This window comes from Vibrio sp. SCSIO 43132, from assembly GCF_019904195.1.
GTDB classification, from domain to species: domain Bacteria; phylum Pseudomonadota; class Gammaproteobacteria; order Enterobacterales; family Vibrionaceae; genus Vibrio; species Vibrio nigripulchritudo.
On the sequence record NZ_CP063200.1, the window covers coordinates 1,867,295 to 1,892,349 of the forward strand.

Annotated in this window: 21 protein-coding genes; 10 read left to right on the forward strand and 11 right to left on the reverse strand. The window is 45.2% G+C overall.

The window, feature by feature from the left end:
- Window positions 1–76 precede the first annotated feature (76 nt).
- Window positions 77–724: a LuxR C-terminal-related transcriptional regulator gene (locus INR79_RS26655; protein ID WP_223097876.1), complete on the reverse strand. Its 648-nt coding sequence runs from the start codon at window positions 722–724 to the stop codon at window positions 77–79.
- A 560-nt stretch (window positions 725–1,284) separates the two neighbouring features.
- Here INR79_RS26655 and INR79_RS26660 point away from each other — a divergent pair.
- Entirely contained in the window at window positions 1,285–1,767 is a 483-nt protein-coding gene (locus tag INR79_RS26660) for an acyl-CoA thioesterase (RefSeq protein WP_004403402.1), read from the forward strand.
- Between the two features lie 328 nt (window positions 1,768–2,095).
- Complete coding sequence (locus INR79_RS26665; RefSeq protein ID WP_022561796.1) at window positions 2,096–2,332, forward strand: hypothetical protein; 237 nt, start codon at window positions 2,096–2,098, stop codon at window positions 2,330–2,332.
- A gap of 381 nt (window positions 2,333–2,713) precedes the next feature.
- On the opposite strand, the gene malG is transcribed toward INR79_RS26665, so the two are convergent.
- The 3 genes from malG to malE form a co-directional block, all read right to left on the reverse strand.
- Window positions 2,714–3,604: a maltose ABC transporter permease MalG gene (malG, locus tag INR79_RS26670; RefSeq protein ID WP_004399946.1), complete on the reverse strand. Its 891-nt coding sequence runs from the start codon at window positions 3,602–3,604 to the stop codon at window positions 2,714–2,716.
- Between the two features lie 9 nt (window positions 3,605–3,613).
- Window positions 3,614–5,185, reverse strand: a complete 1,572-nt coding sequence (malF, locus tag INR79_RS26675) for a maltose ABC transporter permease MalF (protein ID WP_022603232.1) — start codon at window positions 5,183–5,185, stop codon at window positions 3,614–3,616.
- A 126-nt stretch (window positions 5,186–5,311) separates the two neighbouring features.
- Window positions 5,312–6,493 carry a maltose/maltodextrin ABC transporter substrate-binding protein MalE gene (gene malE / locus INR79_RS26680; RefSeq protein ID WP_223097877.1) on the reverse strand — a complete coding sequence of 394 codons (1,182 nt, stop codon included), beginning with the start codon at window positions 6,491–6,493 and terminating at the stop codon, window positions 5,312–5,314.
- A gap of 386 nt (window positions 6,494–6,879) precedes the next feature.
- Between malE and malK the strand changes: the two genes are divergently transcribed.
- Complete coding sequence (gene malK, locus INR79_RS26685; RefSeq protein WP_223097878.1) at window positions 6,880–7,989, forward strand: maltose/maltodextrin ABC transporter ATP-binding protein MalK; 1,110 nt, start codon at window positions 6,880–6,882, stop codon at window positions 7,987–7,989.
- A 43-nt stretch (window positions 7,990–8,032) separates the two neighbouring features.
- Here the strand turns inward: malK and INR79_RS26690 are convergent, their stop codons facing one another.
- The 4 genes from INR79_RS26690 to INR79_RS26705 all read right to left on the reverse strand — a co-directional run bounded on the left by INR79_RS26690 (window position 8,033) and on the right by INR79_RS26705 (window position 11,689).
- Window positions 8,033–8,212, reverse strand: coding sequence for a hypothetical protein (locus tag INR79_RS26690; protein ID WP_223097880.1), 180 nt, complete (start codon window positions 8,210–8,212; stop codon window positions 8,033–8,035).
- Between the two features lie 94 nt (window positions 8,213–8,306).
- Window positions 8,307–8,960, reverse strand: a complete 654-nt coding sequence (locus tag INR79_RS26695) for a LuxR C-terminal-related transcriptional regulator (RefSeq protein WP_410482907.1) — start codon at window positions 8,958–8,960, stop codon at window positions 8,307–8,309.
- 500 nt (window positions 8,961–9,460) lie between these two features.
- Entirely contained in the window at window positions 9,461–9,661 is a 201-nt protein-coding gene (locus INR79_RS26700) for a hypothetical protein (RefSeq protein WP_004399959.1), read from the reverse strand.
- Window positions 9,662–9,772: 111 nt separating this feature from the next.
- Window positions 9,773–11,689, reverse strand: coding sequence for a methyl-accepting chemotaxis protein (locus tag INR79_RS26705; protein ID WP_223097884.1), 1,917 nt, complete (start codon window positions 11,687–11,689; stop codon window positions 9,773–9,775).
- Window positions 11,690–11,962: 273 nt separating this feature from the next.
- Between INR79_RS26705 and INR79_RS26710 the strand changes: the two genes are divergently transcribed.
- The 6 genes from INR79_RS26710 to INR79_RS26735 are packed head-to-tail and all read left to right on the forward strand — an operon-like array spanning window position 11,963 to window position 18,684.
- On the forward strand, window positions 11,963–12,919 hold the full coding sequence (locus INR79_RS26710) for an AAA family ATPase (protein WP_045964877.1): 957 nt from the start codon (window positions 11,963–11,965) through the stop codon (window positions 12,917–12,919).
- Window positions 12,920–12,927: 8 nt separating this feature from the next.
- The gene (locus tag INR79_RS26715) at window positions 12,928–13,848 is read left to right on the forward strand and encodes a DUF58 domain-containing protein (RefSeq protein ID WP_223097885.1); all 921 of its coding nucleotides are present in this window, start codon (window positions 12,928–12,930) and stop codon (window positions 13,846–13,848) included.
- Between the two features lies 1 nt (window position 13,849).
- Window positions 13,850–14,320 (forward strand): DUF4381 domain-containing protein, encoded by a 471-nt coding sequence (locus INR79_RS26720; protein WP_223097887.1) that lies wholly within the window; start codon window positions 13,850–13,852, stop codon window positions 14,318–14,320.
- The gene (locus INR79_RS26725) at window positions 14,317–15,279 is read left to right on the forward strand and encodes a vWA domain-containing protein (RefSeq protein ID WP_223097892.1); all 963 of its coding nucleotides are present in this window, start codon (window positions 14,317–14,319) and stop codon (window positions 15,277–15,279) included. Before INR79_RS26720 ends, INR79_RS26725 begins: the two co-directional genes overlap by 4 nt.
- Entirely contained in the window at window positions 15,272–17,071 is a 1,800-nt protein-coding gene (locus INR79_RS26730) for a vWA domain-containing protein (protein WP_223097893.1), read from the forward strand. Before INR79_RS26725 ends, INR79_RS26730 begins: the two co-directional genes overlap by 8 nt.
- An 11-nt stretch (window positions 17,072–17,082) precedes the next feature.
- Window positions 17,083–18,684: a BatD family protein gene (locus INR79_RS26735; RefSeq protein ID WP_223097901.1), complete on the forward strand. Its 1,602-nt coding sequence runs from the start codon at window positions 17,083–17,085 to the stop codon at window positions 18,682–18,684.
- Window positions 18,685–19,016: 332 nt separating this feature from the next.
- Here INR79_RS26735 and INR79_RS26740 read toward each other — a convergent pair whose 3' ends face one another.
- The 3 genes from INR79_RS26740 to INR79_RS26750 all read right to left on the reverse strand — a co-directional run bounded on the left by INR79_RS26740 (window position 19,017) and on the right by INR79_RS26750 (window position 23,100).
- Window positions 19,017–20,276 carry a sensor histidine kinase gene (locus tag INR79_RS26740; protein WP_022561809.1) on the reverse strand — a complete coding sequence of 420 codons (1,260 nt, stop codon included), beginning with the start codon at window positions 20,274–20,276 and terminating at the stop codon, window positions 19,017–19,019.
- Complete coding sequence (locus INR79_RS26745; RefSeq protein ID WP_004399340.1) at window positions 20,273–20,944, reverse strand: response regulator transcription factor; 672 nt, start codon at window positions 20,942–20,944, stop codon at window positions 20,273–20,275. The genes INR79_RS26740 and INR79_RS26745 overlap by 4 nt, the downstream gene beginning before the upstream one ends.
- Before the next feature lie 152 nt (window positions 20,945–21,096).
- Window positions 21,097–23,100: an ATP-binding protein gene (locus INR79_RS26750; protein WP_223097903.1), complete on the reverse strand. Its 2,004-nt coding sequence runs from the start codon at window positions 23,098–23,100 to the stop codon at window positions 21,097–21,099.
- A 388-nt stretch (window positions 23,101–23,488) separates the two neighbouring features.
- Between INR79_RS26750 and INR79_RS26755 the strand changes: the two genes are divergently transcribed.
- Complete coding sequence (locus INR79_RS26755) at window positions 23,489–25,006, forward strand: HD domain-containing phosphohydrolase (RefSeq protein ID WP_004399342.1); 1,518 nt, start codon at window positions 23,489–23,491, stop codon at window positions 25,004–25,006.
- Window positions 25,007–25,055: the final 49 nt, after the last annotated feature.

Sequence of the window (25,055 nt, forward strand, 5' to 3'; positions counted from 1 at the left end):
AGTAGGCACTAAATTTAGTACTTCAATTCATCCTAAACTAGTGCCTATTTGTCATCGTTTTTAAGCAAGAAGGGCGTTACAGGTGTTTTTTAGCCCAAGCCATAGCTTGTAGGCGGTTCCTAACCTCAATTTTCTTGAAGATATTGTAGAGATGTGACTTGATAGTATGCTCACTTATGAATAACTTATCTGCGATTTCAATATTTGATTCGCCCGTCTTCAAAGTTTCCAGGATTTCTATTTCTCTACGGGTCAGGTCCACCTGAATAGCTTCATCTTCCATGTAGCTTGAATCATTTTTTTGATAAAAGCTCAGCAATTGATTAATCACTTTTCTGGGTAACCAGTTTTCTCCCTGAGAAATGGATAACAATCCATTACATACGCTTTCTAAGTCGTCCCCTGCACCAAAACATCCGTGAAGTTTCTTCCACTTAACTAGCTCTTTAAATTCAATGTCTTGCTCGCTATTAAGCAAGACTACAGCCGCCAACTCTTCAGATTTAGCCAATACTGCGGCGATCCAATCAATGTTGTCCTTAACACTCAAATCCACAAGTGCAATGAACTCTTGTCCCGTGAGAAGTCCGTTTTCTAAGCCATCATAATCTACCACTGTCACCGTAAGTGGCACATGCGATTCAACGTAACTCTTGAAATAGTTACTTTGAATATTCTTGTTGGTAATGAACATTATATTAGCTTTATTGCTTGCGTTATCCATACTAATACCAATTTTCCATCAGTCTATGTTAATGCCTTTTTTGTAAGAGTATCTCCGTACTCATTGTTTTCTAGCATCATTCTTATCTAGTCAACCGACTTAATAAAGTAAGCAGAAACTTGAGAGTATACAATTGCCAAGTGACTTTGCAAAAAAAACTATTCTATATATATACCTTTATAACTTCTTTCTTAGTATTGAGACGGGAAATACCCACATACTAATAAGGTAGATTTATAAAACTTTTCTCTCAATTCCTCTTTCTAATACATTTCTAAACTCAGTACTAGAATATTAGTGCAAACTGAGAATGCCAGCCAAAAAAGTGCTAGGGTCATTGCAACGTAGAGACAGTACGATATTCGATGCCACTTACCATATTGCATTCATTTGAATGCATGACATCAACCGCAAAAATAATCACCAAGCTTATAAATATGCAATTTATTGTTGATTTATTTCAATTTAATTGAGCTTTAATTTACGCTGGGTTACCACTATCACAGATCCCCCAATACCCCTGGGCTACACTTAAGTTTTAACACTTGGTATTGGAATTTATGAGCAATAGTCAAAGAGAGATAACACTACGCTTTCTGGCTGAACCGACAGACGTCAATTTTGGTGGCAAAGTCCACGGTGGCGCCGTAATGAAGTGGATTGACCTCGCCGCATACGCCTGTGCGGCTGGGTGGAGTGGTAAATACTGCATTACAGCTTACGCAGGCGGCATTCGATTTGTCGCCCCTATACGAGTAGGTAACCTGGTAGAAGTAACAGCCAAAGTCATATACACCGGACGCTCTTCAATGCACATTGCGCTCGATGTGCAGGCAGGAGACCCAAAATCCGCATCCAAGATACTCACTACGCACTGTATCGTTATCATGGTGGCAGTGGATGAAAATGGTCAGCCCACCCAAGTCCCTGAATGGGTGCCTTCTACCCCAGAAGACATTGAACTCAGAGAATCAGCGATTCGCTTGATGGAAATGAGAAAACAGATTGGTGCTGAGATGGAAGCCCATGTTAAAGATAAATAACTGATTTAACGTATGGCTCACTTTATCACTGTGGCACGAAAAGTGAGCTCTTCTTAAAATTCTTAAGCGTGAGCAATATCACATCTATTTTCTTTCTTATTTGGCTCACAAATTCTTTCACGGTAGTTAACGAAACCACTCATTTCCAAGGCACTGTATTTGCGAAAAAACATCATTTTCGGCTAAGCCTGTTGTACCGCTCACTGTCATCATTTCTTAACGAATTTTTGCTTCAATGTGCGATGCTTTCTTTATCTGAAAGCACGAAATTTCCTGTCAATGGAAACAAAATTCAGCATACACAACAGCAAAAAGCTTTTAATCAACAATGATGAAATTAAGTGAACAGACAATCCGGAATCTTAAGTCAGTGGAATATCAGTGGGTAAGAACTCTGTACGTGGAGGGCTACCAATCCAATGAAATCAACCACTACATTCAGACATGTTTTGGAGGTGATGAGGTGTTTGCGGATTTATTTCGTCGTGTGGCTTTGGATCAGGAGAGCATATACGTATTGATGCAACACTTGGGTTGGGCTCCATCAAGCAAGGAAAATCTCTAGCACTCCTCACTTACAGTTTTCTCACTAATAAGATTGAAGTGAGCCGCAATTTCATTGATAGGTTGATTACTAAGTGTCGCTCAGCCTTTGCAAGTCAAGATTTCCTGTTATATTCACAAAGTCTCCTTTAGCAAGTTCTAATTTGGAAAGCTCACACGCTTTACCGGATGATCGCTTCTTATAGCAGCAAATAAAAAGCCCAAGCTTAAAGCTCGGGCTGTTGTTACAAGAAACTGTCAGCAAAATGTAAGGAACTCGGCTAACAGCCAGCTATGCGTAACCAAGTAATTTTTTGTGTACTTGAATCAACTGATCAGCGGCCAAACCAATTTGTTGATTGTACACAGATTATTATACTCGTGAATAAATCACGAACCTCTATTATCCTTTAACTCCACCCGCTGTCAATCCTCCAATTAGCCACCTTTGCGCGAGTAAGAACACGATAGTAATTGGAATTGCAGATAAAACAGCCGCTGCAGCGAAATCTCCCCATAGATAATTTTGTGGATATAAGTACTGTTGCATACCTACAGCTAAAGTATAGGTCTCTACATCAGAAAGAAGCAAGGAAGCGACAGGAACTTCTGTGATTGCCGCAATGAATGCCAGAATAAAGACCACTGCGAGAATTGGAACAGATAAAGGCAACAAAACCAGCCTGAACGCCTGCCACGGCGTCGCTCCATCTAAAGCAGCCGCTTCTTCCAGAGAGGAATCAATGGTCTCGAAATAACCTTTTATCGTCCACACATGCAAAGTTATCCCTCCAAGATACGAAAAGATAAGCCCTCCATGGGTATTTAGACCAACAAAGGGAATGTATTGCCCTAACTTATCGAACAATGCATAAAGTGCGACCAGCGCCAGCACAGCAGGAAACATCTGAAAAATCATCATGGCTTTCAGTATGGTTTCCTTTCCACCAAACTTTAGACGAGCAAACGCGTAAGCTGATGTGGTAGATAAAGCCACAATCAATACGGAACTTACGGCAGCCACCTTCACAGAATTCCACAACCAGAGCAAAACCGGGAAAGGCGGTGGTGTAACGGAACCATCTTCATGCGTAACAGAAAACCCAAGTGCCAGTTTCCAGTGTTCCAGTGAAGGATTAGAAGGAATGATTTCTCCTGTCGCAAAATTGCCTTCTCTGAATGAAATCGCAATGACCATGACGAGTGGGAATAGAATCAACCCCAGAAAAAGCCACAATGCGGCATGCGTTGCCCAGACTCGATACCTGAGCGATTTTCCTTGAACCATTGGCATATTCTTCTCCTATCGCTCTGATAACTTGGTAAATCTTAGGTTGAGCAATGCAAGCCCACCAACTAGTAGGAAGATCAAGGTAGCAATAGCACTTGCCAGACCAAAGTCCTGACCTCCAGCACCTTCAAATGCGATCCGGTAGGTGTAGCTCACCAAAAGATCGGTATAACCTGCAGGCTCGGATGTTCCGATTCGATTTGGTCCCCCTTCTGTCAACAACATGATCATCACGAAGTTATTAAAGTTGAACGCAAAGGTCGCAATGAGCAGAGGCGTTAGCGGTCGGATCATCAAAGGAAAGGTGATGTGAACAAAATTCTTAATTGGTCCTGCACCGTCAATTGCTGATGCTTCGTAGAGGTCATCAGGAATGGCTTTCAAAAGCCCCATACAAAGAATCATCATGTACGGAAAGCCCAGCCAGGTGTTCACTGTAAGAACCATTACTTTTGCAAGAAACGGATCCGAGAACCAACTAGGACTGATCCCAAACAATGCGTTCAGTACCAGGTTAATTTCACCAAAACTCTGGTTAAACAGCCCCTTGAAAATCAGAATTGAGATAAAAGACGGTACCGCATAAGGAAGAATAAGCATCACTCGGTAGATGGCTCTTCCTTTTAGTGCCTCCCATTGAACGACACTCGCAAGCACCAATCCGATCATCAAAGTAAATACAACCGTGCACACCGAGAAAACAATGGTCCAGATGAAGATACCTATAAAGGGTTCTTTTATCCCCTCATCTTTCCAGACACGTTCAAAGTTGGCAGCTCCTATGGTCACAATGAATCCGGGCGATACGGGGTCTCCTACATATTCTCCATTCTCATACGGCTGATAATATCCAATATCAAAATTAGGTTTGTAAGTCAGTTGATTTTCGTTGTTGTGAAGTGATTCTCCATCCTCAAGTAACGAATATCTTGGCGCTACTGACCCCATTTTTCTCAGACCATTCATGGTCAAAGAAGCACCATCTGGCGCATTAAACGTTAGGTCAGATAGCGTTTTTCTGTACTTGATGACCGTTTTAATCTTCTCTTTAGTGCCTCGTAACTGTTCAGTGGGCTCCAGTTGAATGGCTTGTGCTGGCGGCTGTGTGAAATCTATAGCCGGAGAGGCTAACCAGTCATCGCCTTGTTTAACGTATATCCGGTAACTACTGTCAGTTGAATGCAACTGAAAAGGATAGCTCTCGCCACTTTGAAAGGTTTGTGCCAAAAGCACCGACTGAGCTCTTTCGAAAGACAGTTGGTTCTTCGCACTGTAGTTTGTAAAAGCCAAGCCTACGGTATAAACCAGAGGGAAAATGATGAACAGAATCATCCCGGCAATACCGGGGTAAATGTAACGATGAGCGTAAGCTTTTCTGTTGCCAAAAATGGCGACAGCGAGTGCTGTTAAAACAACGGTTAATATAGCGAACGCAAACTCACCCTGAGCATACATCAAGACACTTGCGTAACCATTAAGCAAGGATACAGCAAGCAGAGTCAGCCACTTAACTGCTGAACCTTTTGTAGAAGAGGAAGGAGAAGCCGGTTCTTTGAAGTGTCCGGCGCTCGACACTGACTGCATATTGGCACCTGCAAAAAAACAAATAATGAGGTCTGCTGACCTGAGTCACCGTGATCATGGAATAAGATCAAGTCAGTAATGGTAAAGACGGTACACCCTAATACCTGAGTGTACCGCCATTTAGATCTACTTGGTCATTTGCTTTTCTGCGTCACTTAATGCCGACTCAACGCTCTGGCGACCATCGACGATGTTGATCACAGCATTTTTAGCCGAGCTCCAGAACGCGTTCATTTGAGGGATATTTGGCATCACCTCACCATTTTGCGCGTTTGTCATGGTAGCCGCGATTCGTTTATCTGCAGCAATTTCCTGCTGGAAGGAATTCAAAGCAACAGCACCAAGCGGTTTGTCATCGTTAACGGTGCGTAACCCTTCGTTGGTCAGTAAGTAGCTCTCAATAAACTCAACAGCCAGATCTTTATTTGGAGACGCCGTACTGATTCCTGCTGTTAAGACGCCAACAAATGGCTTAGATGGCTGACCGTTAAATTTAGGTAGGGTTGCAACACCATAGTTGATGCCAGATTTTTCAATGTTACCCCAAGCCCAAGGACCATTAATTGTCATAGCAACATTGCCCTTGTTGAATTCAGATTCCGATACGGAGTAATCCATATCAGGAGAAATCACGCCTTTATCAGCCAGAGACTTCACAAATTTCATGGCTGCTGCAACACCATCTTTATTGATGCCAGCATTCTTAACATCATAATCACCAGCCTTGGTCTTAAACGCGTATCCTCCGTCTGCCGCCATCAAAGGCCAGGTAAAGTAAGGTTCCTTCAAGTTCCACATAATGGCAGACTTGCCTTCTTTCTTAAGCTTGGCATTGATGGCTTCAACTTCTTCCCAATTTTTTGGAGGCGCTGGCAATAAGTCCTTATTGTAAATCAGTGATAAAGATTCAACTGCGACAGGATAACCAATGTATTTGCCTTTGTAGGTAACCGCATCCCATGCAAAATCAACGATGCCCTCTTTGATCTCTTTCGAAGGGTTCACCTCCACTAATAGACCCGACTCCGCATAACCACCAAATCGGTCGTGCGCCCAGAACACAATGTCCGGACCATCACCGGTTGACGCCGTTTGAGGAAACTTATCCTGCAAAGAATCAGGGTGAGCTACCGTCACTTTAATTCCAGTATCTTCTTCGAAGCGCTTCCCAACTTCAGCCAGACCGTTATACCCTTTGTCGCCGTTAATCCAGATGGTTAACTGACCTTCTTCAATCGCGGCATACGCTGGCAAAGTTCCGATAGAGGCAAGAGTGCAAAGTGCAATCGCACGAATGGGAGCTTTCATATTGTTATCCTTTTTAATATGTAGGGTGCAAGGCTAATACTGCGTTACCTCCAATGAAACATCATCATCCTAATCACTACGCCTTCAGGGCTGTATTACACTTTCGTGATCAATTTGGAGTTTATATGAAGATTAAGATCACAAAATATGACGTTAGTGTGACTAGCCCCAAGAAGTCTCAGGTAGGGAAAGCCTTCCGTTGATGACTGATTAGAGCGTACTCCTCCCCACCTACTCCCCCTGTCCGCCTTTAAATCAGGAGGATCTTTTTCTATGTCTGTTCGGGCAATATACCCAGACAGTGCGAGAATCGGCTAGAATAGCTGAAAATACCGACAGATAGAATTATCCCTATAGTTCAAAGATTTACAAGAAAGGAAAGCAGTATGGCAAGCGTAACGCTTAAGAATGTATCCAAAGCCTATGGCGATACTTTAATTTCAAAGAACATTGACTTGGATATAGAACAAGGCGAGTTTGTCGTATTTGTTGGTCCATCGGGTTGTGGAAAATCAACGTTATTAAGGTGCATCGCGGGTCTTGAAGATATTACATCTGGCGACCTGTTCATTGGTGATACTCGGATGAACGACGTTGAACCTTCCAAACGTGGTGTGGGTATGGTTTTCCAGTCTTATGCGCTCTACCCTCATTTAAACCTGTACGACAATATGTCTTTTGGCCTGAAGTTGGCAAAGGCAGATAAGGGAGAAATAAAAGAGCGCGTAACCAAAGCCGCCGACATACTTCAACTTAGCCATTTATTAGAAAGACAGCCTAAAGCCTTATCCGGAGGACAACGCCAGCGTGTTGCGATTGGTCGAACTTTAGTTTCGCAGCCAGATGTGTTTTTGCTAGATGAACCCTTATCCAACTTAGATGCAGCATTACGAGTCCAGATGCGCAGCGAAATCACCAAACTGCAGAAACAACTGGGCTGCACCATGATCTACGTTACGCACGATCAAGTTGAAGCCATGACAATGGCTGATAAAATCGTTGTATTGGATGCAGGTTACGTTTCGCAGGTAGGTAGACCACTAGAACTATATCACTACCCTCAAAACCAGTTTGTCGCCGGTTTTATCGGATCGCCTAAAATGAACTTCATTGATGTACGGGTTGAAAAAGCCGAATCAGAACGTGTTCTTGTTCAGGCTTCACAAGGCCAGACATTCTGGGTTCAAGTTGATGGTTCTGAACTGGTAGGTGGAGAACAGATGATATTGGGAATAAGACCAGAACACCTTACCGACGCTGAAGAATCTGAAGTGCAACTCGGTGGCATTGTTCAGGTTGTAGAAAAGCTAGGGAACGAAACGCAAGTTTATCTCACTCTTGATCATTCCGGCTCAGAGTTCATTTACCGAGCACCAGACACAATCGAAGTCGAAACAGACATGCATTTTAACGTCGGCATCGCTCCGCACCGTTGTCATTTGTTCCATAAAGATGGCAAAGCCTGTAAACGGTTGTTTAGAGAGAGAGGCGTATAAAAAAACAGAGCCCGCTTTTGGGCTCTGTTTTTTTGAACAAAGATCAGTTAATACCGTCTGTCCACTTTATGCGTTCAAACACCTCTTTGTGAAGGGCCTGATTGGACTGCTCTAAGTGCAGAATAAGTGATTCAATCTTCTCAACCCAGGTTTCTTCATGCAGGTCATCAACCATAGCTTCTCTGTTTCGCAAGCTTTCGGGCTTGTCTTCATTGTCTGCCATACTCTCGCTCCCCCAGCGGACTTCCTATAGAAAAGCGTAGACCATATATACTCAAGTATCCTCAAGATACTTGGTTCGGCGAAATTTAAATGAGTTAAACCAGCTCTTCCTGGCTGATGTTTTCCTTTGCCCAAATAAGAGCCTGAAGTCGATTCTTTGCGTGAATTTTCTTAAACAGATTATGGAGATGGGTTTTCACCGTATTCTCACTAACAAAAAGCTTGTCCGCAATTTCTGTGTTGGTCGCACCTTTCGCTAAGTGGCGAATAATTTGCTGTTCGCGCCGTGTGAGCTTTGAATAAAGGTCGTTTGTGGTATTGGTCTGACGCTGGCGATAATAAACAATGTATTCCTGGGCGAGCTTGCGGCTCAACCACATATCGCCATTCTGAATAGCATTAATACCTTTTGATAAGGTGTCTATTGAATCGTCTAAATAAAAAACACCGACCAGATTTGGCCAATTCATCAGCGATTTGTATTCCAATTCCTTTTCACAATTCAGCAATACCTCTTGGCATTGAGGGAAGTGTCGCTTTTTGTATTTCAGGTACTTGGATAAGAATTCATCACAAATTACGCTCATGTCAATGACAACGAAGCTATCAGAAGGGAGAGAAAGATGAATATCTTCGTTTTCCAATATCGACTTTAATTGAAGCGTTTCCATATAAATATGGAGAGATTCTTCCAAAGATCGCTTAAGCAGCTGCGATTGCATTGTGTTATTTGTTATTAGGGTAAACACAACGGTGTTCCTTATATTTATTATGCCAATCTGATTGAGCTCTATACGTTATTAATATATTTTTCGTTGTCAAGGCACGCACTTCAAATACAACAGAATGCGTATCAATAGCCTATCTAACCAATTGATTCAAAAGAAATCTCACAATTGAGACAATCTTAATCTTTTATTTGAGAATTCTGTTTGCTTAATTTTATCGAATGGAGAACTCAATAATAAAGTGAGTAATATCACTAAGTGTGTGTATTTATTTGCGACTGAATCACGCCAAACTTTTTATTTTGGCGCACATCTTCTTGTAAAATAAATAAGGTTTACAAACTACTGCCCGATTAAATTATATTGATATGTATCTCAATAATCATTGTCAAAAATTTCGAATGAGTGACGTCGCTTCCGACAGAAAAGTCAGTACCGAATTTAAGGTCTTGTTTACTAGGCAATAAAAAAGCGCCCTAACAGGCGCTTTGATGTCTTATATGATCTCTAATAAAAGAAATTTAGTGAATTGGGGTGGCACCCTTCTCAGCAAATTTCCCAAAATATTCTTCCATGATTTCAGGAGTCAACTCTCCGCGGGCTTCCAGTTCTTTCAGTTTTGCCACGATCTCACGCTGCTCTTCGATAGAAGGTAGCTTCACTTCTGGCTCACTGTTCATCTCTTCTGAGATGGCTTCTAGTTCTTTTTCAAAATCACTCATAACGCTTTACCTTACAAAATCACTTCCGTAATTTTATACTCAAGTTGCCTTAAGATTCCAGTTTCAGCACATGAACCAGAAGAAACGAGGCACAACCAGTGCCCCAGATTCTTAAAGTTTAAAGTTACCCACCATCGCGTCCAGACGTTTAGAGAGTGACTGAAGCTCGGCACTGGCATCTGCTAACTCTTGTGCTGTATTCGTTGTCAGCTCATTGATGGAATTGATTTCCTCAATGTTCTCGTTAATGGTGTGCACCACGGTAGACTGCTCTTCTGTCGCCGTTGCAACCTGAGTATTTCTGTCTGAAATGTCGCTGATGCTTTCAGAAATTAATCCCAGAACTTCCACAGCCTGATCGGTAGATTCTACCCCTTCCATGGTCACCGCCTGTCCGGCTTCCATTGCAGACACAGCATCTTGTGCGTCGGCCTGAAGCTGATTAATCATCTTCTGGATTTCTTCTGTTGAATCCGCAGTGCGGCTTGCCAGGTTTCGGACTTCGTCTGCAACAACAGCAAATCCACGACCTTGCTCACCTGCGCGCGCTGCTTCGATTGCGGCGTTCAATGCCAACAAGTTTGTTTGCTCTGAAATGTCTCGAATCACATCCAGAATAGAACCAATGTCCTGTGTCGTGCCTGCCAGTTTCTGTACAACACCACCAATGTGCTCAATGTCCGATGCTAAGCGGCTGATTGCGTCTTTGGCACGGAAAACAACGCCTCGGCCATCTTCAGTGTTTGATTCAGCGCCACTTGCGGTCTCTGCGGCTGTTGCTGCATTTGAAGCGATCTCACTGATGGTAGCGCCCATCTCATTGATCGCCGTCACCACCTGAATGGTCTGATCGCGCTGATTCTGACTATTGTCATGGGTAATGTGCGATTTCTCGGCGACACCCTCTGCCGCAATCTGAAGCGCATTACTGGTTTCTGCCACTTCTTTTACAGAATTATGGATTTTTTCAATGAACCCGTTAAAGCCCTGAGACAGCTTAGCGATTTCATCTTTACCATTAATTTCAATGCGCTGAGCCAAATCGCCGTCACCTTCACCTAACTGACGGAAACGCTCTGCTATCACATTAATAGGCTTAGTAATGCTGCCCGCCAGAATCAAGCTTAATGCTACGAAGATCAGCGCAACGACTAGCGTCGTAATCATCATCTTCTGTGCTGTAGAATCAAGTTCCGCAAATACTTCATCTACCGGCACCTGCGCGACGATAAACCAGTCCATTGAAGGTACGTACTGGCTAACAACAAAAACGTCTACACCGTCGTATTGAGAGCGAACAATGTTATAGCCAGATTTATTCAGTAGTTGAGAAGCTTCAGAACCGTAGATTCCAGAAAGGTTGGTATTAGTTTTCGAAGATTGCTTATGAATCTGAACCTTACCCTGAGAGTCAGTCAGAAAAACAAAACCGGACTGTTCAATCTGGAAACTGTTAAGAAGAGAAACCATGTCGTTCAGAGACTTAGATAAGCCAGACATGGTTTTACCGCTGGTGATCTGATAGTTGGCAAACATTTTCACTTCACCATTTGCTTCAGTAAATACGCTCACCATGGTTTCCTGACCAGAAGAAGTAAACCCGAAGAACCAGCCATCCTGTTGACGATTTAACTGACGCAGGAACCCATTCTGGTTCCAGTAATACGCGGATTCACGGTTTGCAACCGACGCGTCATTCAAATTGTACTGAGTGCGAACATTATTTAATTGTTCTACCAGCATTTTTTCTGTTGCCGGATCGCGGTCTGTTGTACTGACTGCCTGTTGAATGAATGTGTTGTTAGCAATCTGCTCAGCAGCGTTAAGAAGCTGAGAGACTTCCTGATCCACTTCTGAGCTGACTAGGTTCAGCATGGAAGGAAGTTCAATTTGAACCAGACGATGTTCTAATACATCACGTGCTTGGTTTTGAGCCATAAAGCCAACGATACTGGTAGAAGCTAGCACTGCGAAAGCCATACCAATAACGATCTTTTGTTTAATGCTCATAGAGAGAGAGCCGATCATAAGATTTGCCTTATTTAAAACTAGGGGTAGGAGGAGTCTTCAACGTTCTTTTTTTGTCAATCAAAGTTAGGCTGAAGTAGGTAACAGTTTGTAACGTATCGGCAGATTATACAGAACCTTTACTGACATTTTTACAATTTACTTGTAAGCGTTTTATGAATCGATGCCTTTAATCTTGATTTTTCTAAACGAACCAATATCTTGTTGCTGAACTTTTTTCATTTTTGTTAGTCGGATTTGTCGACAAAGTTGTTAACTGGAGCCCTTTTAGACATGCAAATGAACTTATTTCAGCAATTGCAGGCACATTTAAATTCGCAAGTCATTGGTCAAAATGAGCTGATTAAGCAAATACTTGTTGCATTACTGGCAGATGGTCACATTTTGGTTGAAGGACCACCCGGTCTTGCCAAAACCAGAGCAGTAAAATGCCTGGCAGACTGCATTGAAAGCGACTTCCACCGAGTTCAGTTCACCCCTGATTTGTTGCCAGCAGACTTAACCGGAACCGATATCTATCGCCCGGAAACCGGTACGTTTAGTTTCCAGAAGGGACCCATTTTCCACTCCTTAATTCTGGCTGATGAAATCAACCGTGCTCCTGCAAAAGTACAGGCAGCAATGCTTGAAGCAATGGCGGAAGGTCAGGTCACTGCTGGCAGTAAAACCTACGCACTGCCTGATTTGTTCCTGGTAATTGCTACGCAGAACCCGATTGAACAGGAAGGCACCTATCCGTTGCCAGAAGCGCAACTTGACCGATTCCTGCTTCACCTTGAAGTCGATTACCCGGATGCCGAGAGCGAACTGGCTATTTTGCGTCTGAACCGAGGCGAAGCGCTAAATCATGAAACCGCTCAGCCCGTTAAGATCAGTCAGGCAGACATTTTTGCAGCCCGAAACGACGCTCTGTCGCTGCACATGGATGAGTCTATCGAGCAATACATCATTCGTTTGATCATGGCGACAAGACAACCAGAGACTTACAGCGATGAACTTGCCAACTGGCTTGAAATGGGGGTGAGTCCTCGCGCAACGATCGCGCTTGATCGCGCAGCCAGAGCACACGCCTGGTTAAGTGGTCGCGATTTTGTAACGCCGGAAGATGTTCAGGTGATGGCTTACCCTGTACTCCGCCACCGAATGCTGCTGAGTTACTCGGCTCAGGCACAAGGCATCACAGCGAACCATGCGGTGAAAACCTTACTCTCTCTGGTTGGCAGCGCGTAGGGGGAACCATGTCGCAATTGCCACCTTACTCCAATGGTGCATTTCTTTCTATTGAAGAACTGCTCTACTACAAAAGCCAGACCAGCAAATGGCTTCCTCCTGCCAAAAGCTTGTGGTCACAACTGAGCGGAAGCCATCAAAGCCGGGCGAAAGGGCGAGGAATGAATTTCGCCGAAGTCAGACAATATCAGGCTGGCGATGACATTCGCTCTATCGACTGGCGGGTAACGGCACGTACAGGAAAAGTACACACCAAACTTTTCGAAGAGGAAAGAGAGCAGCCTGTCATCCTGTTTATTGACCTGAGCAGCAGTATGCGTTTTGGCTCTTCCCTCCTTTTAAAGTCTGTGCAGGCTGCACATCTTGCAAGCCTGATTGGCTGGCTTTCGGTTCAAAGCGGCGACCGCCTGGGCGCTGTGATTTATGACGGTCACAAGATGATTGATATCAAGCCAACCGCCCGTGCGAAAGGGGTTCTGAATGTATTGGATTCGCTGATCAATACACATAATGAATCGTTGCAGTCAACCGAAGAGAAACGTGAAGGGCTTGGATGGACAACCTCGCTGGAAGCACTGCATCGCTTGTGCCCAAAGGGCAGCGATATCGTATTGTTGAGTGATTTCCTTTCATTTGAAGATGATGAATTTGTTCGTCTGAGTCAAATCGTTCAGCACAACCGCATCCGGGCGATTCAGATCTTTGACCCGTTGGAACAAGGCGTCACTCACTACAAGGGGCAAAACGCTGTTAGCGATGGCAGGCGCAGTCGGTGGGTCGATTTTTCATCTTCCAAAACCAAACAAAGTTTTCAGCAAGATTTTGAGTCCCGCTCAGAAAAACTGAAATCAGGCTTTAACAAGTTAGGCATTCATTTCAGCCACATTTCATGTGGGGAAAGCCTAATGGAACAACTACACAGAGGTTAGAATGCAAGGCAGTACTCAATCTCTTCCTCTGGCACCCATTCATCTTCCTCAGGAACCCGGCATCTGGCCACTTGCCTGGGGATGGTGGGCACTCATTGCGGCTGTTGTTATCGCATTAGTGCTCGGTGTCTATTTCTTTCAGAAGTACCAAAAAAAAGTCCGTGCAAAGCGCGAAGCACTTAAACAAATTAAAAATATTACATCGGCGTCTGAATCGATGAATATCGTCAGACAAGCTGCGCTCAGCTATTTCCCCCGAGAGCAGGTCGCACCGCTCACTGGAGAGGCTTGGTACGAGTTTTTGGATGCGCAAAACGGTCAGTCTCGCTTTGCGGAAAAATCAGAACAATGGAACAACGCACTCTATGCCTCTGGAGAGCCCTCTCAGGAACTATTAAAGGAAGCAGAAAAATGGATCAAACAGGCATTGCCTCCTCGGTCTAAAGTGAACTTGAAGAAGGTGAAGTCATGATTGATTTTGAATGGCTTTGGGCATTTTTGCTTTTGCCTTTACCTGCTCTGGTTTACTTTTTAGCCCCTAAAGCACAGGAACCTCAGGCAATCCAGCTACCCAGCGTGCCGGATACTCAGTTAGGTAATACACCCAACCGAAGCGGTCAGCGGATCCTTTTATTACTCATGTGGCTTAGTCTTGTAACTGCCACTGCGCGCCCAGTCTGGCTTGGCGACCCCGTCGAATATTTTCCTGAACATCGCGACATGATGTTGGTTGTGGATCTTTCTTACTCAATGAGCCAGGAAGACATGCAGAAAGACGGGGACTACATCGACCGCCTGAGTGCGGTAAAGCAAGTGGTGGGAGACTTCGTCACCAAACGAAAAGGCGATCGTTTAGGTCTGGTTCTGTTTGCCGATCATGCTTATCTGCAAACACCCCTCACCCTCGACAGACAAGCGGTAAAGTCGCAATTGGATCGTACTGTACTTAAGTTGATAGGCACAAAAACGGCTATTGGTGATGGAATTGGTTTAGCCACGAAAACCTTCATTGATAGCGACGCCCCACAACGGGTGATGGTACTGCTGAGTGATGGCAGTAATACCGCAGGTTTGATCGACCCCATTGAAGCGGCAAACATTGCCAAAGAGTACAACGCGACCATCTACACCGTGGGTGTGGGTGCGGGCGAAATGGTGGTGAAAGACTTCTTGTTTGAACGTGTGGTCAACACAGCAGAGGATCTGGATGAGAAAACGCTGATCCAGATTGCCGACATGACGGGCGGGCAATACTTTCGGGCAAGAGACAGTCAGGAGCTAGCAACCATTTACGATACCATCAATGCATTAGAACCCGTCTCCAGTGCCAGCCAGACATGGCGACCAAGAGCAGAATGGTTTTGGCTACCTCTGATATTTTCTCTGTTCATTTCACTGGTTCTCGCAGCGCTAAGGAGAAACCATGGCTGATTTCCAACTGATGAACCCACTATGGCTGCTCGGTATTTTACCTGCCCTTGTGATTGCATTGTGGTTAAAAGCGGGTTCTGACTCAAAAGGGCTTATTGCCCCACACCTAGTTCAGGCATTGGGTGTAAGTCAAAAAAGAAAACACTATTTTCATCTATTCTGGCTGGGATTCTGGGTAGTGAGTTGTATCGCCCTTTCCGGGCCTAGCTTCGAAAAGCAAACCCGACCGGCATTCAATGTCAGCCACGCCCGAGTGCTGGTTATGGATATGTCGCGTTCTTTGTATGCAAACGACATCAAGCCAAACCGATTGCAGCAATTGAAATTCAAAGCGCTGGACTTACTTCCACTTTGGACGGAAGGCAGCACCGGCTTAGTCGCGTTTGCTGGAGGGGCATACACTATTAGCCCATTAACCACAGACAGCAGTACACTTGCCAGCCTGATTCCAGACCTTTCTCCTGAAATCATGCCAACTCAAGGAAGTAATGTGACAGCAGCCGTCCAGTTGGCGGTTCAGTTAATGTCGGATGCGGGGCATCAGGCGGGTGACATCGTACTGCTCGCTGATGAAATTTCTCAACGTCAGCAAGAAGACATCGCTGAGATTCTGGGTGAAAAATGGCGTCTGTCTGCCATTGCAGTCGGAACTGAGCAAGGTGCGCCTATTCAGCTTCCGGGGGGCGAATTGCTTAAATCAGCCAGTGGCAACACAGTCATCGCTAAAACGGACTTTTCTGGTTTCCGGAATCTGGCTCGTCAGACTGGCGGTGTATTTTCTGCGCTCAGAGGCGATGGCAAAGACGTGGAAGCCATTGCCCGACTCTCTGTGAATGCCTCAGAAGCACAGGAAGAACTTGGGCAGGAAGTGAGCGACAGAATCAACAATGGCTACTGGCTGTTGCCTGTATTGGTATTGGCTAGCCTGTTTCTGTTCCGCAAAGGACTCATATTCTCCCTGATGATCTTTGTATTACCTCAACCAAATCTAGCAGAAGCTGCGCCATTCCAAACAGACGATCAGGCAGCGTTTCAAGCTTTTCAGAATAAAGAGTTTGAACAAGCTGCTGAGCAGTTCCAGTCAAAAGAATGGGCTGGTGCTGCATGGTATGAGGCAGGAAACTATGACAAAGCCATCGAAACTTTGGAAGGCGTCCAAGGAACAGATGCTCAGTACAACCTTGCCAATGCTTACGCCAGAAAAGGTGAGCTGCAAGAAGCCATCGATGGTTACCAATCCGTTCTAAAAACTGACCCCGAGCATCAAGACGCGGCGAAGAACCTTAAAATTGTTGAAGACGCTCTCAAGCAACAGCAACAGCAACAGCAACAGCAACAGCAACAGCAACAGCAACAGCAACAGCAACAGCAGGATTCTCAAAGCGACTCACAACAAAGTCAACAAAACTCAGAGCAGCAGTCCACGCCTGAAAATCAAGATGAACAGCAGGAAAGCAGTAGCGATCCTCAACCGTCTTCAGAACAGGAAAATGACGCCAAAGAGCAGCAAGAGCAGCAAGAGCAGCAAGAGCAAAGTAAAGCTGATGAGTCGGAGAACACTCCGCAACAGAATGAATCTGAGCATTCGGATGAAATGTCTTCAGAAGAGGAAGGTCAGGAGCGTTCACCAGCTCAGTTGTCCCAACAGGACAATGCAGAGCAGGTCGACCCGAAAATTCGACAGTTAGAACAGATTCAGCAACAGGGCGACGCAGGCAACTTACTTCGCGCACAAATGATTTTACAGGAAAGGCAAAACCCAGCACCGCAGAGGTCTGAGCAAACATGGTAATTCGCAAAACAATGTCATTAATTCGTTGGTTTTTCTCATTGGCTTTCATCAGCATGTTCACCGTGTCATCAGCGTGGGCAAACACTGTCGCGACAGCGACCGTGAACAGAACAACTGTCAATAAAGATGAAGTGTTTCAATTGAAAGTCGCCGTTAATACACGTGCATCAAACAACGCGGTCGATTTCTCGGTACTGCAACCCAACTTCTACATGGGAAGACCAAGTTTTAGTTCCGCTCAGCGTTACATCAATGGACGCTCTTCGGTCAGCAGTGAATGGACAGTCGCACTTGCTGCCACCAAAACGGGCATTCTGACCATCCCAAGCTTCGAAATTGAAGGGGCAAAAACCGCCCCTATCGCCATTCAGGTCACCAACAATACACAAGGTCGTACTCAGGATGACATCATTCAGTTCACGGCTAGTCTGGATAAGGACGAACTGTATGAAGGAGAAAGAACTCAATTACACGCAAGGCTGATCATCAAAGCCGACTTAAGAAGGTTGCAAAACACCAACATCGAATCAGCATTTGGTGAAGGGCTGTCAATCGAACCGAAAGGAGAAAGTAACCAGTACCAAAGCGTGATCGACGGAGTGGAAGCCACGGTTGTGGACCAGTCTTTTTACGTGATCCCAGAGCGTGCTGGTCAGCTGACCGTTCATCCACCGCGATTAACTGGCGCACTGGTAGAACGCGCCCGAAACGGTGGCACTCGACTGATTCAGCTAGACAAGAGTGCTCCGGCAATAGCATTAAAGGTCAACGCAAAGCCCGATTCGTATCAGGGAGCGTGGTTGCCGACGCCTTCACTGTCTCTGGATCAGCTATGGCAGGATGAAGATGGGGAGCGTATCAACGCAACGACTCTAAGTGCTAAAGTGGGTACACCAATCCAGAGAACTTTGGTTCTACGCGCGAAAAATCTCAGCCAGCAGCAATTGCCTAATCTGAAGATAGATTATCCAGATCAGATTCGTGTGTATGACGAAGCACCTAAGTTTTCACAAGGCAAAGATGGCGACATCATCATGACGCTCAAGCAGGTATTGATAGCTAAAGAAGCGGGCGAGTTCACTCTGCCAGAAGTGAATATTCGTTGGTGGGACAGCATTAATGGTGAAGAGCGAACCTCCACCGCGTCCAGTATGAATATCATGGTGGAGCAAGGTGATGCCATTGCCGTTAGCCCTATGATTCAGCCAGAGATCCCAGTGGAAACGGTCACTGTAACCGACAGAGGCATTTGGCCTTATCTGACAGCAGGGTTTGCGACGCTCTGGTTAATCACCCTGACACTGCTGGTTAAAGCCAAACGCACATCAAAACCTGCTTTAAATGAAAAGGCATCCAGAAAGTCTTCTGGTTCAGAGGCTGACCTTCTAAGGGCAATCAGCAGTAGAGATGGTATTGCGTTTGATCGTGCTTTCAATGTGTGGAAACAAACCTACCACGCTGATGAAGCACTTTTAACAGAAGCCGAAAACTTCAGGGCATCGCTGTTCGGGCGAGACAAAACATCGTTTGATGAGAAGGGGTTGGTATCAGCGATTAAATCTGCCAAACCCTTAGATTCTGGAAAAGAAAGTAGTGCCCTAGCCTCTCTTTAGAGAACAGACACTGCCGATGGAAACAAAAACGCGCTGATATTCAGCGCGTTTTTCTTTCTAATGAAGTTAGGGTCTGTTGACCTTTCGAGCTGATTTTTGCAGCAATTTGTGGATTCTTTATACAAGGCAGCGCTTATTCGGTGTAGTCGCCCTACATCAATAAGCGGTAACACAGTAGAAAGGAGCCACAAATGCTGCCCGAAGGGTTCGGTTCTATGCGCTTTACTCTTTGTTGCAAGGTATTTGCTTAGAATGACTAAGCTAAAGACCTTGCGCCGCGATTAAACCACATAGAACACGAACAAAATTTAACCGCGAAAGGTCAACAGACCCTAGGCTTTAAGAACTTTTTGTTTTTCAAACTCAACGGTGACATACACCATGCCGTCTTTGGCAGCAAAGTCAAAGCCCCAAAGCTGAGTCTGACAAATCCGTTTAACCAGCTCCAGACCCAGCCCAAATCCGCTGGACTGCCTTCCCTGATAGTTTGCCGCATTCGAAATACACACCGATTTGCCTGCGATTTCAATCCCGACTTCGCCGTGTTCGGCGTACTGGAATGCATTACGGATCAGGTTACTTAACACGATTTTCAGCAAGTCAGGGTTCGCATCTAGCTGGCTTTCCCCCTGAACATTCACAGACAGGGATTTCTGCTGCCTTAAATAGCCGAGATCTTCCACCAACTGTTCACAACAGCCCCTTAAATCCTGATCCATTTTCTCTAAAGGCTGACCGGACTCTCGTGCCAGCCAAAGCAATGACTGAGTCAGTGACTGCATGTTATCCAGCGCATAACGGGCGCGCTTTAATGGGCGGGAAGGAGGAATTTGTTCGTCTATGGTGTCCAGCGACGCCTGCATGATTGCGAGCGGAGTGCGAAGTTCGTGGCTGGCGTGGCGTAAAAACTGGGTTTCACGTTCGTTGAATCGACTGACTCGGTCAATGGCATCTTCAAGCTGCTTTGCCAGCTCATTTAGCTCCGTAAAACGGTACTTTGGTCTTGGTTCTTCGTTCGGCGTACCGAGGGTCGAAGCCCAACGGTTAAGGTGAACAAATGGAGCACCGATGCTTCGCATCCACCAAAGTGCCACCAGAACGAGGATTGCAGAGAAGCAAATGAGCGACCATATACTCTGCTCTATAACGGTGCTGGCAAATTCTTCAATCAACCACTCAATGTCTTCGACCGGATACTGGCTCACCAGATAGACGTATTCACCATTATTCAGTAAATGGGACATGATGGAGATGTGGTATTCCTCACCATTAATCTCTTTCATCACTGACGTTTCATCTTCAACATGGACCTTGTCGGCTGAACCAAATGTCTCTTTGATGTGTTGAGGCAGGCTTTCCCAGTTGCGATAAGCTTTAGTAGAAGAAAGTGTGGTAACACTGGAATCCGGATCTTTTTCCAAATGCCTGACCATAGCGCGAACGTCCATCCACGCAGCTGTATTCGAGACTTTTTCCAGGCTCAGAGAATACTGAACCATGGCGATAATGATCATATCGATGACAAGGAAGAAGCCGAATAGCACCAGCTTCTGCATAAGATCTTTTTTCAGTGAGATAGAGTAGGCTTTCATTCCAGTTCCTTAATCTGGATGCCAGCATTAATGCGGGTATGCAGCAGAGGAGCACCGAAAGGCTTATCCAGCACTTTGCGCAGGTTACTAAGCTGAACATTCAGATTGCCTGGCTCGACGGGATCGTCCGGCCAAACGGCATTTTCAAGCTCTGGTCGTGGGACAACGCGCGGGCTTTGCAACACTAGGTAATGAAGGATCTTCCAGCCAATTGGCGTCATCTTGAGTTTTTTACCAGCTCGATACGCCTCTTGCGTATTCAGGTCGAGCTCCAGGTCGCCAATTTTCAGGTTGCTGGACACATTTGGTTGAGTACGTTTGGAAAGAGCCTGAAGCCTTGCCCAAACAACGGGCATTGGGCAGGGTTTAACGACAAAATCATCGACGCCACTACGAAACCCTTCCAGCTCATCTTCAACCGTATCGTAAGCAGTCATCATGAGTACCGGAGTCTGGACACGTGCTTCACGTAGCATTCGGCATACTTCGTAGCCATCCATCTTGGGCATATTTACGTCTAAAATGATGACATCATTGTCTCCTTGAAGCGCCAATGATAATCCGCTCTGTCCGTTGTAAGCGAAATCACATTCCACGCCCTTCAGTTCCAGGTAATCTGCCAATGCTCCCGCAAACTGATTGTCATCATCAATGATCAAGACTTGCATCTTATTTCCTCGTCCTTTCCTTCAACACTTTTCCAGTGTCTTTAAAGCCGTAAGCCCCATAATTCGGGTCAAGCTAGCATGTAATCGATTAATATAATCTTAAGTGACGGGGGACCACAACGAGGGCGAGTAACGAAATGTTTGGAATGCGATCAGGCAGATTCTTGTTGTTCTTCAAGGTTGAGTTGAAGCGGCACAGTAATCACAAATTCTGCCCCTTTTCCGAGCTCAGAAGAACACTCAATTTTGCCCTGTAATAACTGGTTCACAAGGTTGTAAATGATGTTTGCTCCTAGCCCACTGCCACCCTTTCCGCGCTTAGTGGTTACAAAAGGCTCGAAAATACGTTTAAGTACGCTTTCGTCTACGCCCTGCCCCGTATCTCGATAAAGAATAACCAAGTGTTCTTCCTGAGTTTCAACCTTGATGAAGATGTTTTTGTCACCTTCCCACTCATCGAATCCGTGGCGGATGCTGTTAGCAATGAGGTTGGTATAAATCTGGATGTAGCAGCTTGGATAGCTTTCAATATTAATATTGTCCGGGCATTCCACTTCCACTTTGGCGCGTGCGACTTTGATCTCATGGGACAATGAGAGCAACACTTTTTCCAGATTTTCTTTCACATTGAAGGGATACACAGACTCACTGCTTTGATCCACTGCCACTTGCTTAAAGCTTGAAATCAACTGTTCCGCACGGGACAGATTGGTTGATAAGATCTGAGTTGATTCTTTTAGCGACTCAATCGCCGCAGAAAACTGGCTTTTCGACAATTTTCCCGTCTCGAAACCTTTCTGCAAAACGCGAACTTTCTCATCAATAAAGCTGGTCGCGGTTACGCTAATGCCAAGCGGGGTATTGATCTCATGGGCAACGCCGCCAACCAAGCTTCCAAGAGACGCCATTTTCTCTGCTTCGATAAGAGATTCCTGAGTATCTTCCAACTGGCTCAGAGTGTCGGAGAGCTCATGATTGGCTTCTTCCAGAGAACGAGTTCTGTCCATCACTTTCTGTTCCAGCTCGCGATTGAGAGAAATCAGCTGATTTTCTGCATTGGTCAGCTCGGTTACGTCTATTCCAAAGCACATGACCCGTTTCTGTTCTTTGTTCTCCACTACCCGCCATTGCAAGAACCGCTGGCTGCCGTGTTGATCTTCCATTGAGAACACCAGATCAAATTCTGGAATGTTTTGTACCAGCTCATCCTCGCTCTCTTTTTCGACATCTTCATCGACAAAATATTCAAACCAGCTTTTGCCAATAAGGTCGCTTTCCTTAATGCCCAGCAGCTCTTCAACCTCAGAATTCACCAGTTGAATTTCAAACCTATCGTTGAGTGAGCAAATCAAAGAAGGAGATGACTGAATAATCACACGGGTAAAGTCACGTTCGTATTCCAGTTGTGAATTGGTCTTCACTCGCTTGTTCAGCTCACTGGTTATCCGATGCCGTAAGGAGTTGATCGACGCAACGAGTGTGTCCAGTTCATCCTTATGCTCGCTCCTGTCCAACTGGAGCATATTTTCTTCGCCGTTTTGCTCAAATTTATGCCCCTGAACAAAAACGGAGATGTGATTGATATGCTTGATAACCACATGATAAACAACATAAAGCACACACATAGCGACAAGGAATATCTTCACCAGTTGGGTTTCTAAGATGATGATTGCCCTTTCCCACAACTTGCCATAGATCTGGTCGTAGGAGGCTTCAATTCTCAGTCCACCAATCCTTTCTTCTTTATGGATGAGATTGAATAGCTGGCTGTATTCGTTGGTCGGGCTTTGGTCACCAAACTCGACGACGGAGTTCAACGTACCGTTATGAAATGAGAAGATGCCGACGTATTCTACATTGGCGGCGGTCAGAATGCCTCGAGCCTGGATCTGCATTTGTTCTTCATCCAGATTCCACAAACTATTTGATATTGAGGAGGCAAGGCTTTGTTCCAGCGACACAATAGAGCTTTGCAGCGCATGCACTTCTTTCTTGTAATCCCAGAAAAGCTGAACGGCAGTAATGACAACAGCGAGAATAGAACTGCATAACACGATGTATATCAGCAACCGAACTGCCAGACTATGACGGTTTAAAGTTTTCAGCGTTGGCGCCATTCTTTGAGATTTACTGCTGTCTGAAACGCTTGAGCTCATCTACTGCCCTCATCCTTTCATGGTGTTTATGCCATCGCGTTGCTTCAAATTTTTTGCTGCTTTGAATTGGGTATTTTTATTCGCACTAAATGCTTGTACAGGTTACGTTCACCCCATGAGCTAAGAGGTTAATTTAGCGCTTTCTGATCTAGTATAGACAGTGACCGTAGATTTTCTTGATATAGAAAGTAATTTTCTCCCTCAACCCCTGTGCTCTGGCGCTTCTCAGCCCGATGAGTTTTATGAGCGGACAGAATTTGTGCTTTAAATGAAAACTTTGTCTACACTTGATTCAGATAGGAAGCTTTTTGCGCTGCTCGTTATCGTGAGGACAGAGTGTCAGATAACAAAGCTTTACACAGGGACAGACTGAGATACGAGGTTAACGATGGGAAACGATGATCAATTCCTCTTTTCAGATCATGAAGAAGAAACAGAAATTGAAGAGCGTGAGACGTGGAAAATTCTCATTGTCGATGATGACGCCGATATCCACAAAGTCACCCAATTTGTACTGAACGACTTCGAATACCTAGGAAAGAAACTCAACTTTTTGAACGCTTATTCCGCCGCGGAAGCCAAAGAAGTGTTCGCAGAACATGACGACATTGCGGTTGTCTTTCTTGACGTAGTCATGGAGTCCAACCACGCAGGTTTGGATCTGGTTGACTGGCTGCGTGTCGAACAGAGCAACAAAACGAGTCGTATCATTCTGAGAACCGGTCAACCCGGTGACGCACCAGAATCAGAAGTCATCAAAAAATACGAGATCAACGACTACAAGAACAAAACTGAGCTGACAGCAACCAAGCTGAATACCACGCTTTGCGCAGCGCTTCGTTCTTACCGTGACATCATGGTGATTGAGAACACCAAAAAAGGACTCAACACCATCATTAATTCTTCCGCATCCATTCTGGTGGAAGACAACGGTGCACACTGGCTGGACGGTATTCTTTCTCAGCTTTCTGCCCTGTTGCATTTGGGAGAGGTGCATGCCTTTAACTTTGCTGCACAGGAAGTCGAAGGAAAATGGCAAGTCGTGGCCTCTTCCGAAGGGGGCGAAGGTCTGATCGGTAAAGACCTGAATGAGTTCATCTCATGCTCAGTGGACGATGTCACATCAACCAAAGACCGTTTCATTCAGGTGAAAGATGAAGAATTTCTGATCCCGGTGAAAGTGAACAAGAGCGTTGGTCTGTTGGTGGTGCACTGCCCGAAAAACAGCATCGAAGAAAACATCGAGATCCTCGATATTTTCATCCGAAACATTACCATTGCGTACGAAAAAGTGATTCTGCTTAACGAGGTCAGAGACACCCAAAAAGAGATCGCATATCGATTGGGTGAAGTGGTCGAAACGCGTTCAAAAGAATCCGGAAGCCACGTTAAACGCGTAGCGGAAATATCGCGCTATCTCGCATGCAAATTTGGCTTGCCTCCTGAGCAGTGCGAAAAGATCAAACTCGCTTCTCCTCTGCATGATATTGGCAAGATCGCCATTCCAGATGCCGTGTTAAACAAACCCGGAAAGCTGGATACAGAAGAATGGGTCACCATGATGTCTCACGCTAGCGTAGGAGCAGAGATTCTAAAAGGGTCTAATTTAGAAATACTCAATATCGCCGCCAATATAGCGGGGTATCACCATGAGAAATGGGACGGCTCCGGTTATCCCGATAAAATCAGCGGTGAAGACATTCCTATTGAAGCCCGTATTACTGCCGTCGCAGATGTGTTTGACGCTTTAGCATCAAAACGCTGCTACAAAGATGCCTGGCCGAGCGAGAAAATCTTTGAATTATTCCAACAAGAAGCAGGGAAACACTTCGACCCGAAACTCACCGAAATATTCCTGGAGAACTTTGACGAGCTTCAGGGCATCAGGAGTTCATTTCCCGACTAACAACGTCACTTCAATTTCCTTAGCCAGCGGATACGCTGGTTTTTTTTGT

Bases quoted from the DNA above. Each gene is read 5' to 3' on its own strand.
- INR79_RS26725 (WP_223097892.1), top strand. From the start codon at position 14,317: ATGATTGATTTTGAATGGCTTTGGGCATTTTTGCTTTTGCCTTTACCT.
- INR79_RS26665 (WP_022561796.1), top strand. From the start codon at position 2,096: ATGATGAAATTAAGTGAACAGACAATCCGGAATCTTAAGTCAGTGGAA.
- INR79_RS26755 (WP_004399342.1), top strand. From the start codon at position 23,489: ATGGGAAACGATGATCAATTCCTCTTTTCAGATCATGAAGAAGAAACA.
- malK (WP_223097878.1), top strand. From the start codon at position 6,880: ATGGCAAGCGTAACGCTTAAGAATGTATCCAAAGCCTATGGCGATACT.
- INR79_RS26750 (WP_223097903.1), bottom strand. From the start codon at position 23,100: ATGAGCTCAAGCGTTTCAGACAGCAGTAAATCTCAAAGAATGGCGCCA.
- INR79_RS26700 (WP_004399959.1), bottom strand. From the start codon at position 9,661: ATGAGTGATTTTGAAAAAGAACTAGAAGCCATCTCAGAAGAGATGAAC.
- INR79_RS26705 (WP_223097884.1), bottom strand. From the start codon at position 11,689: ATGATCGGCTCTCTCTCTATGAGCATTAAACAAAAGATCGTTATTGGT.
- malE (WP_223097877.1), bottom strand. From the start codon at position 6,493: ATGAAAGCTCCCATTCGTGCGATTGCACTTTGCACTCTTGCCTCTATC.
- INR79_RS26690 (WP_223097880.1), bottom strand. From the start codon at position 8,212: ATGGCAGACAATGAAGACAAGCCCGAAAGCTTGCGAAACAGAGAAGCT.
- INR79_RS26710 (WP_045964877.1), top strand. From the start codon at position 11,963: ATGCAAATGAACTTATTTCAGCAATTGCAGGCACATTTAAATTCGCAA.
- malG (WP_004399946.1), bottom strand. From the start codon at position 3,604: ATGCCAATGGTTCAAGGAAAATCGCTCAGGTATCGAGTCTGGGCAACG.
- malF (WP_022603232.1), bottom strand. From the start codon at position 5,185: ATGCAGTCAGTGTCGAGCGCCGGACACTTCAAAGAACCGGCTTCTCCT.
- INR79_RS26720 (WP_223097887.1), top strand. From the start codon at position 13,850: ATGCAAGGCAGTACTCAATCTCTTCCTCTGGCACCCATTCATCTTCCT.
- INR79_RS26715 (WP_223097885.1), top strand. From the start codon at position 12,928: ATGTCGCAATTGCCACCTTACTCCAATGGTGCATTTCTTTCTATTGAA.
- INR79_RS26735 (WP_223097901.1), top strand. From the start codon at position 17,083: ATGTCATTAATTCGTTGGTTTTTCTCATTGGCTTTCATCAGCATGTTC.
- INR79_RS26660 (WP_004403402.1), top strand. From the start codon at position 1,285: ATGAGCAATAGTCAAAGAGAGATAACACTACGCTTTCTGGCTGAACCG.
- INR79_RS26730 (WP_223097893.1), top strand. From the start codon at position 15,272: ATGGCTGATTTCCAACTGATGAACCCACTATGGCTGCTCGGTATTTTA.
- INR79_RS26745 (WP_004399340.1), bottom strand. From the start codon at position 20,944: ATGCAAGTCTTGATCATTGATGATGACAATCAGTTTGCGGGAGCATTG.
- INR79_RS26740 (WP_022561809.1), bottom strand. From the start codon at position 20,276: ATGAAAGCCTACTCTATCTCACTGAAAAAAGATCTTATGCAGAAGCTG.
- INR79_RS26655 (WP_223097876.1), bottom strand. From the start codon at position 724: ATGGATAACGCAAGCAATAAAGCTAATATAATGTTCATTACCAACAAG.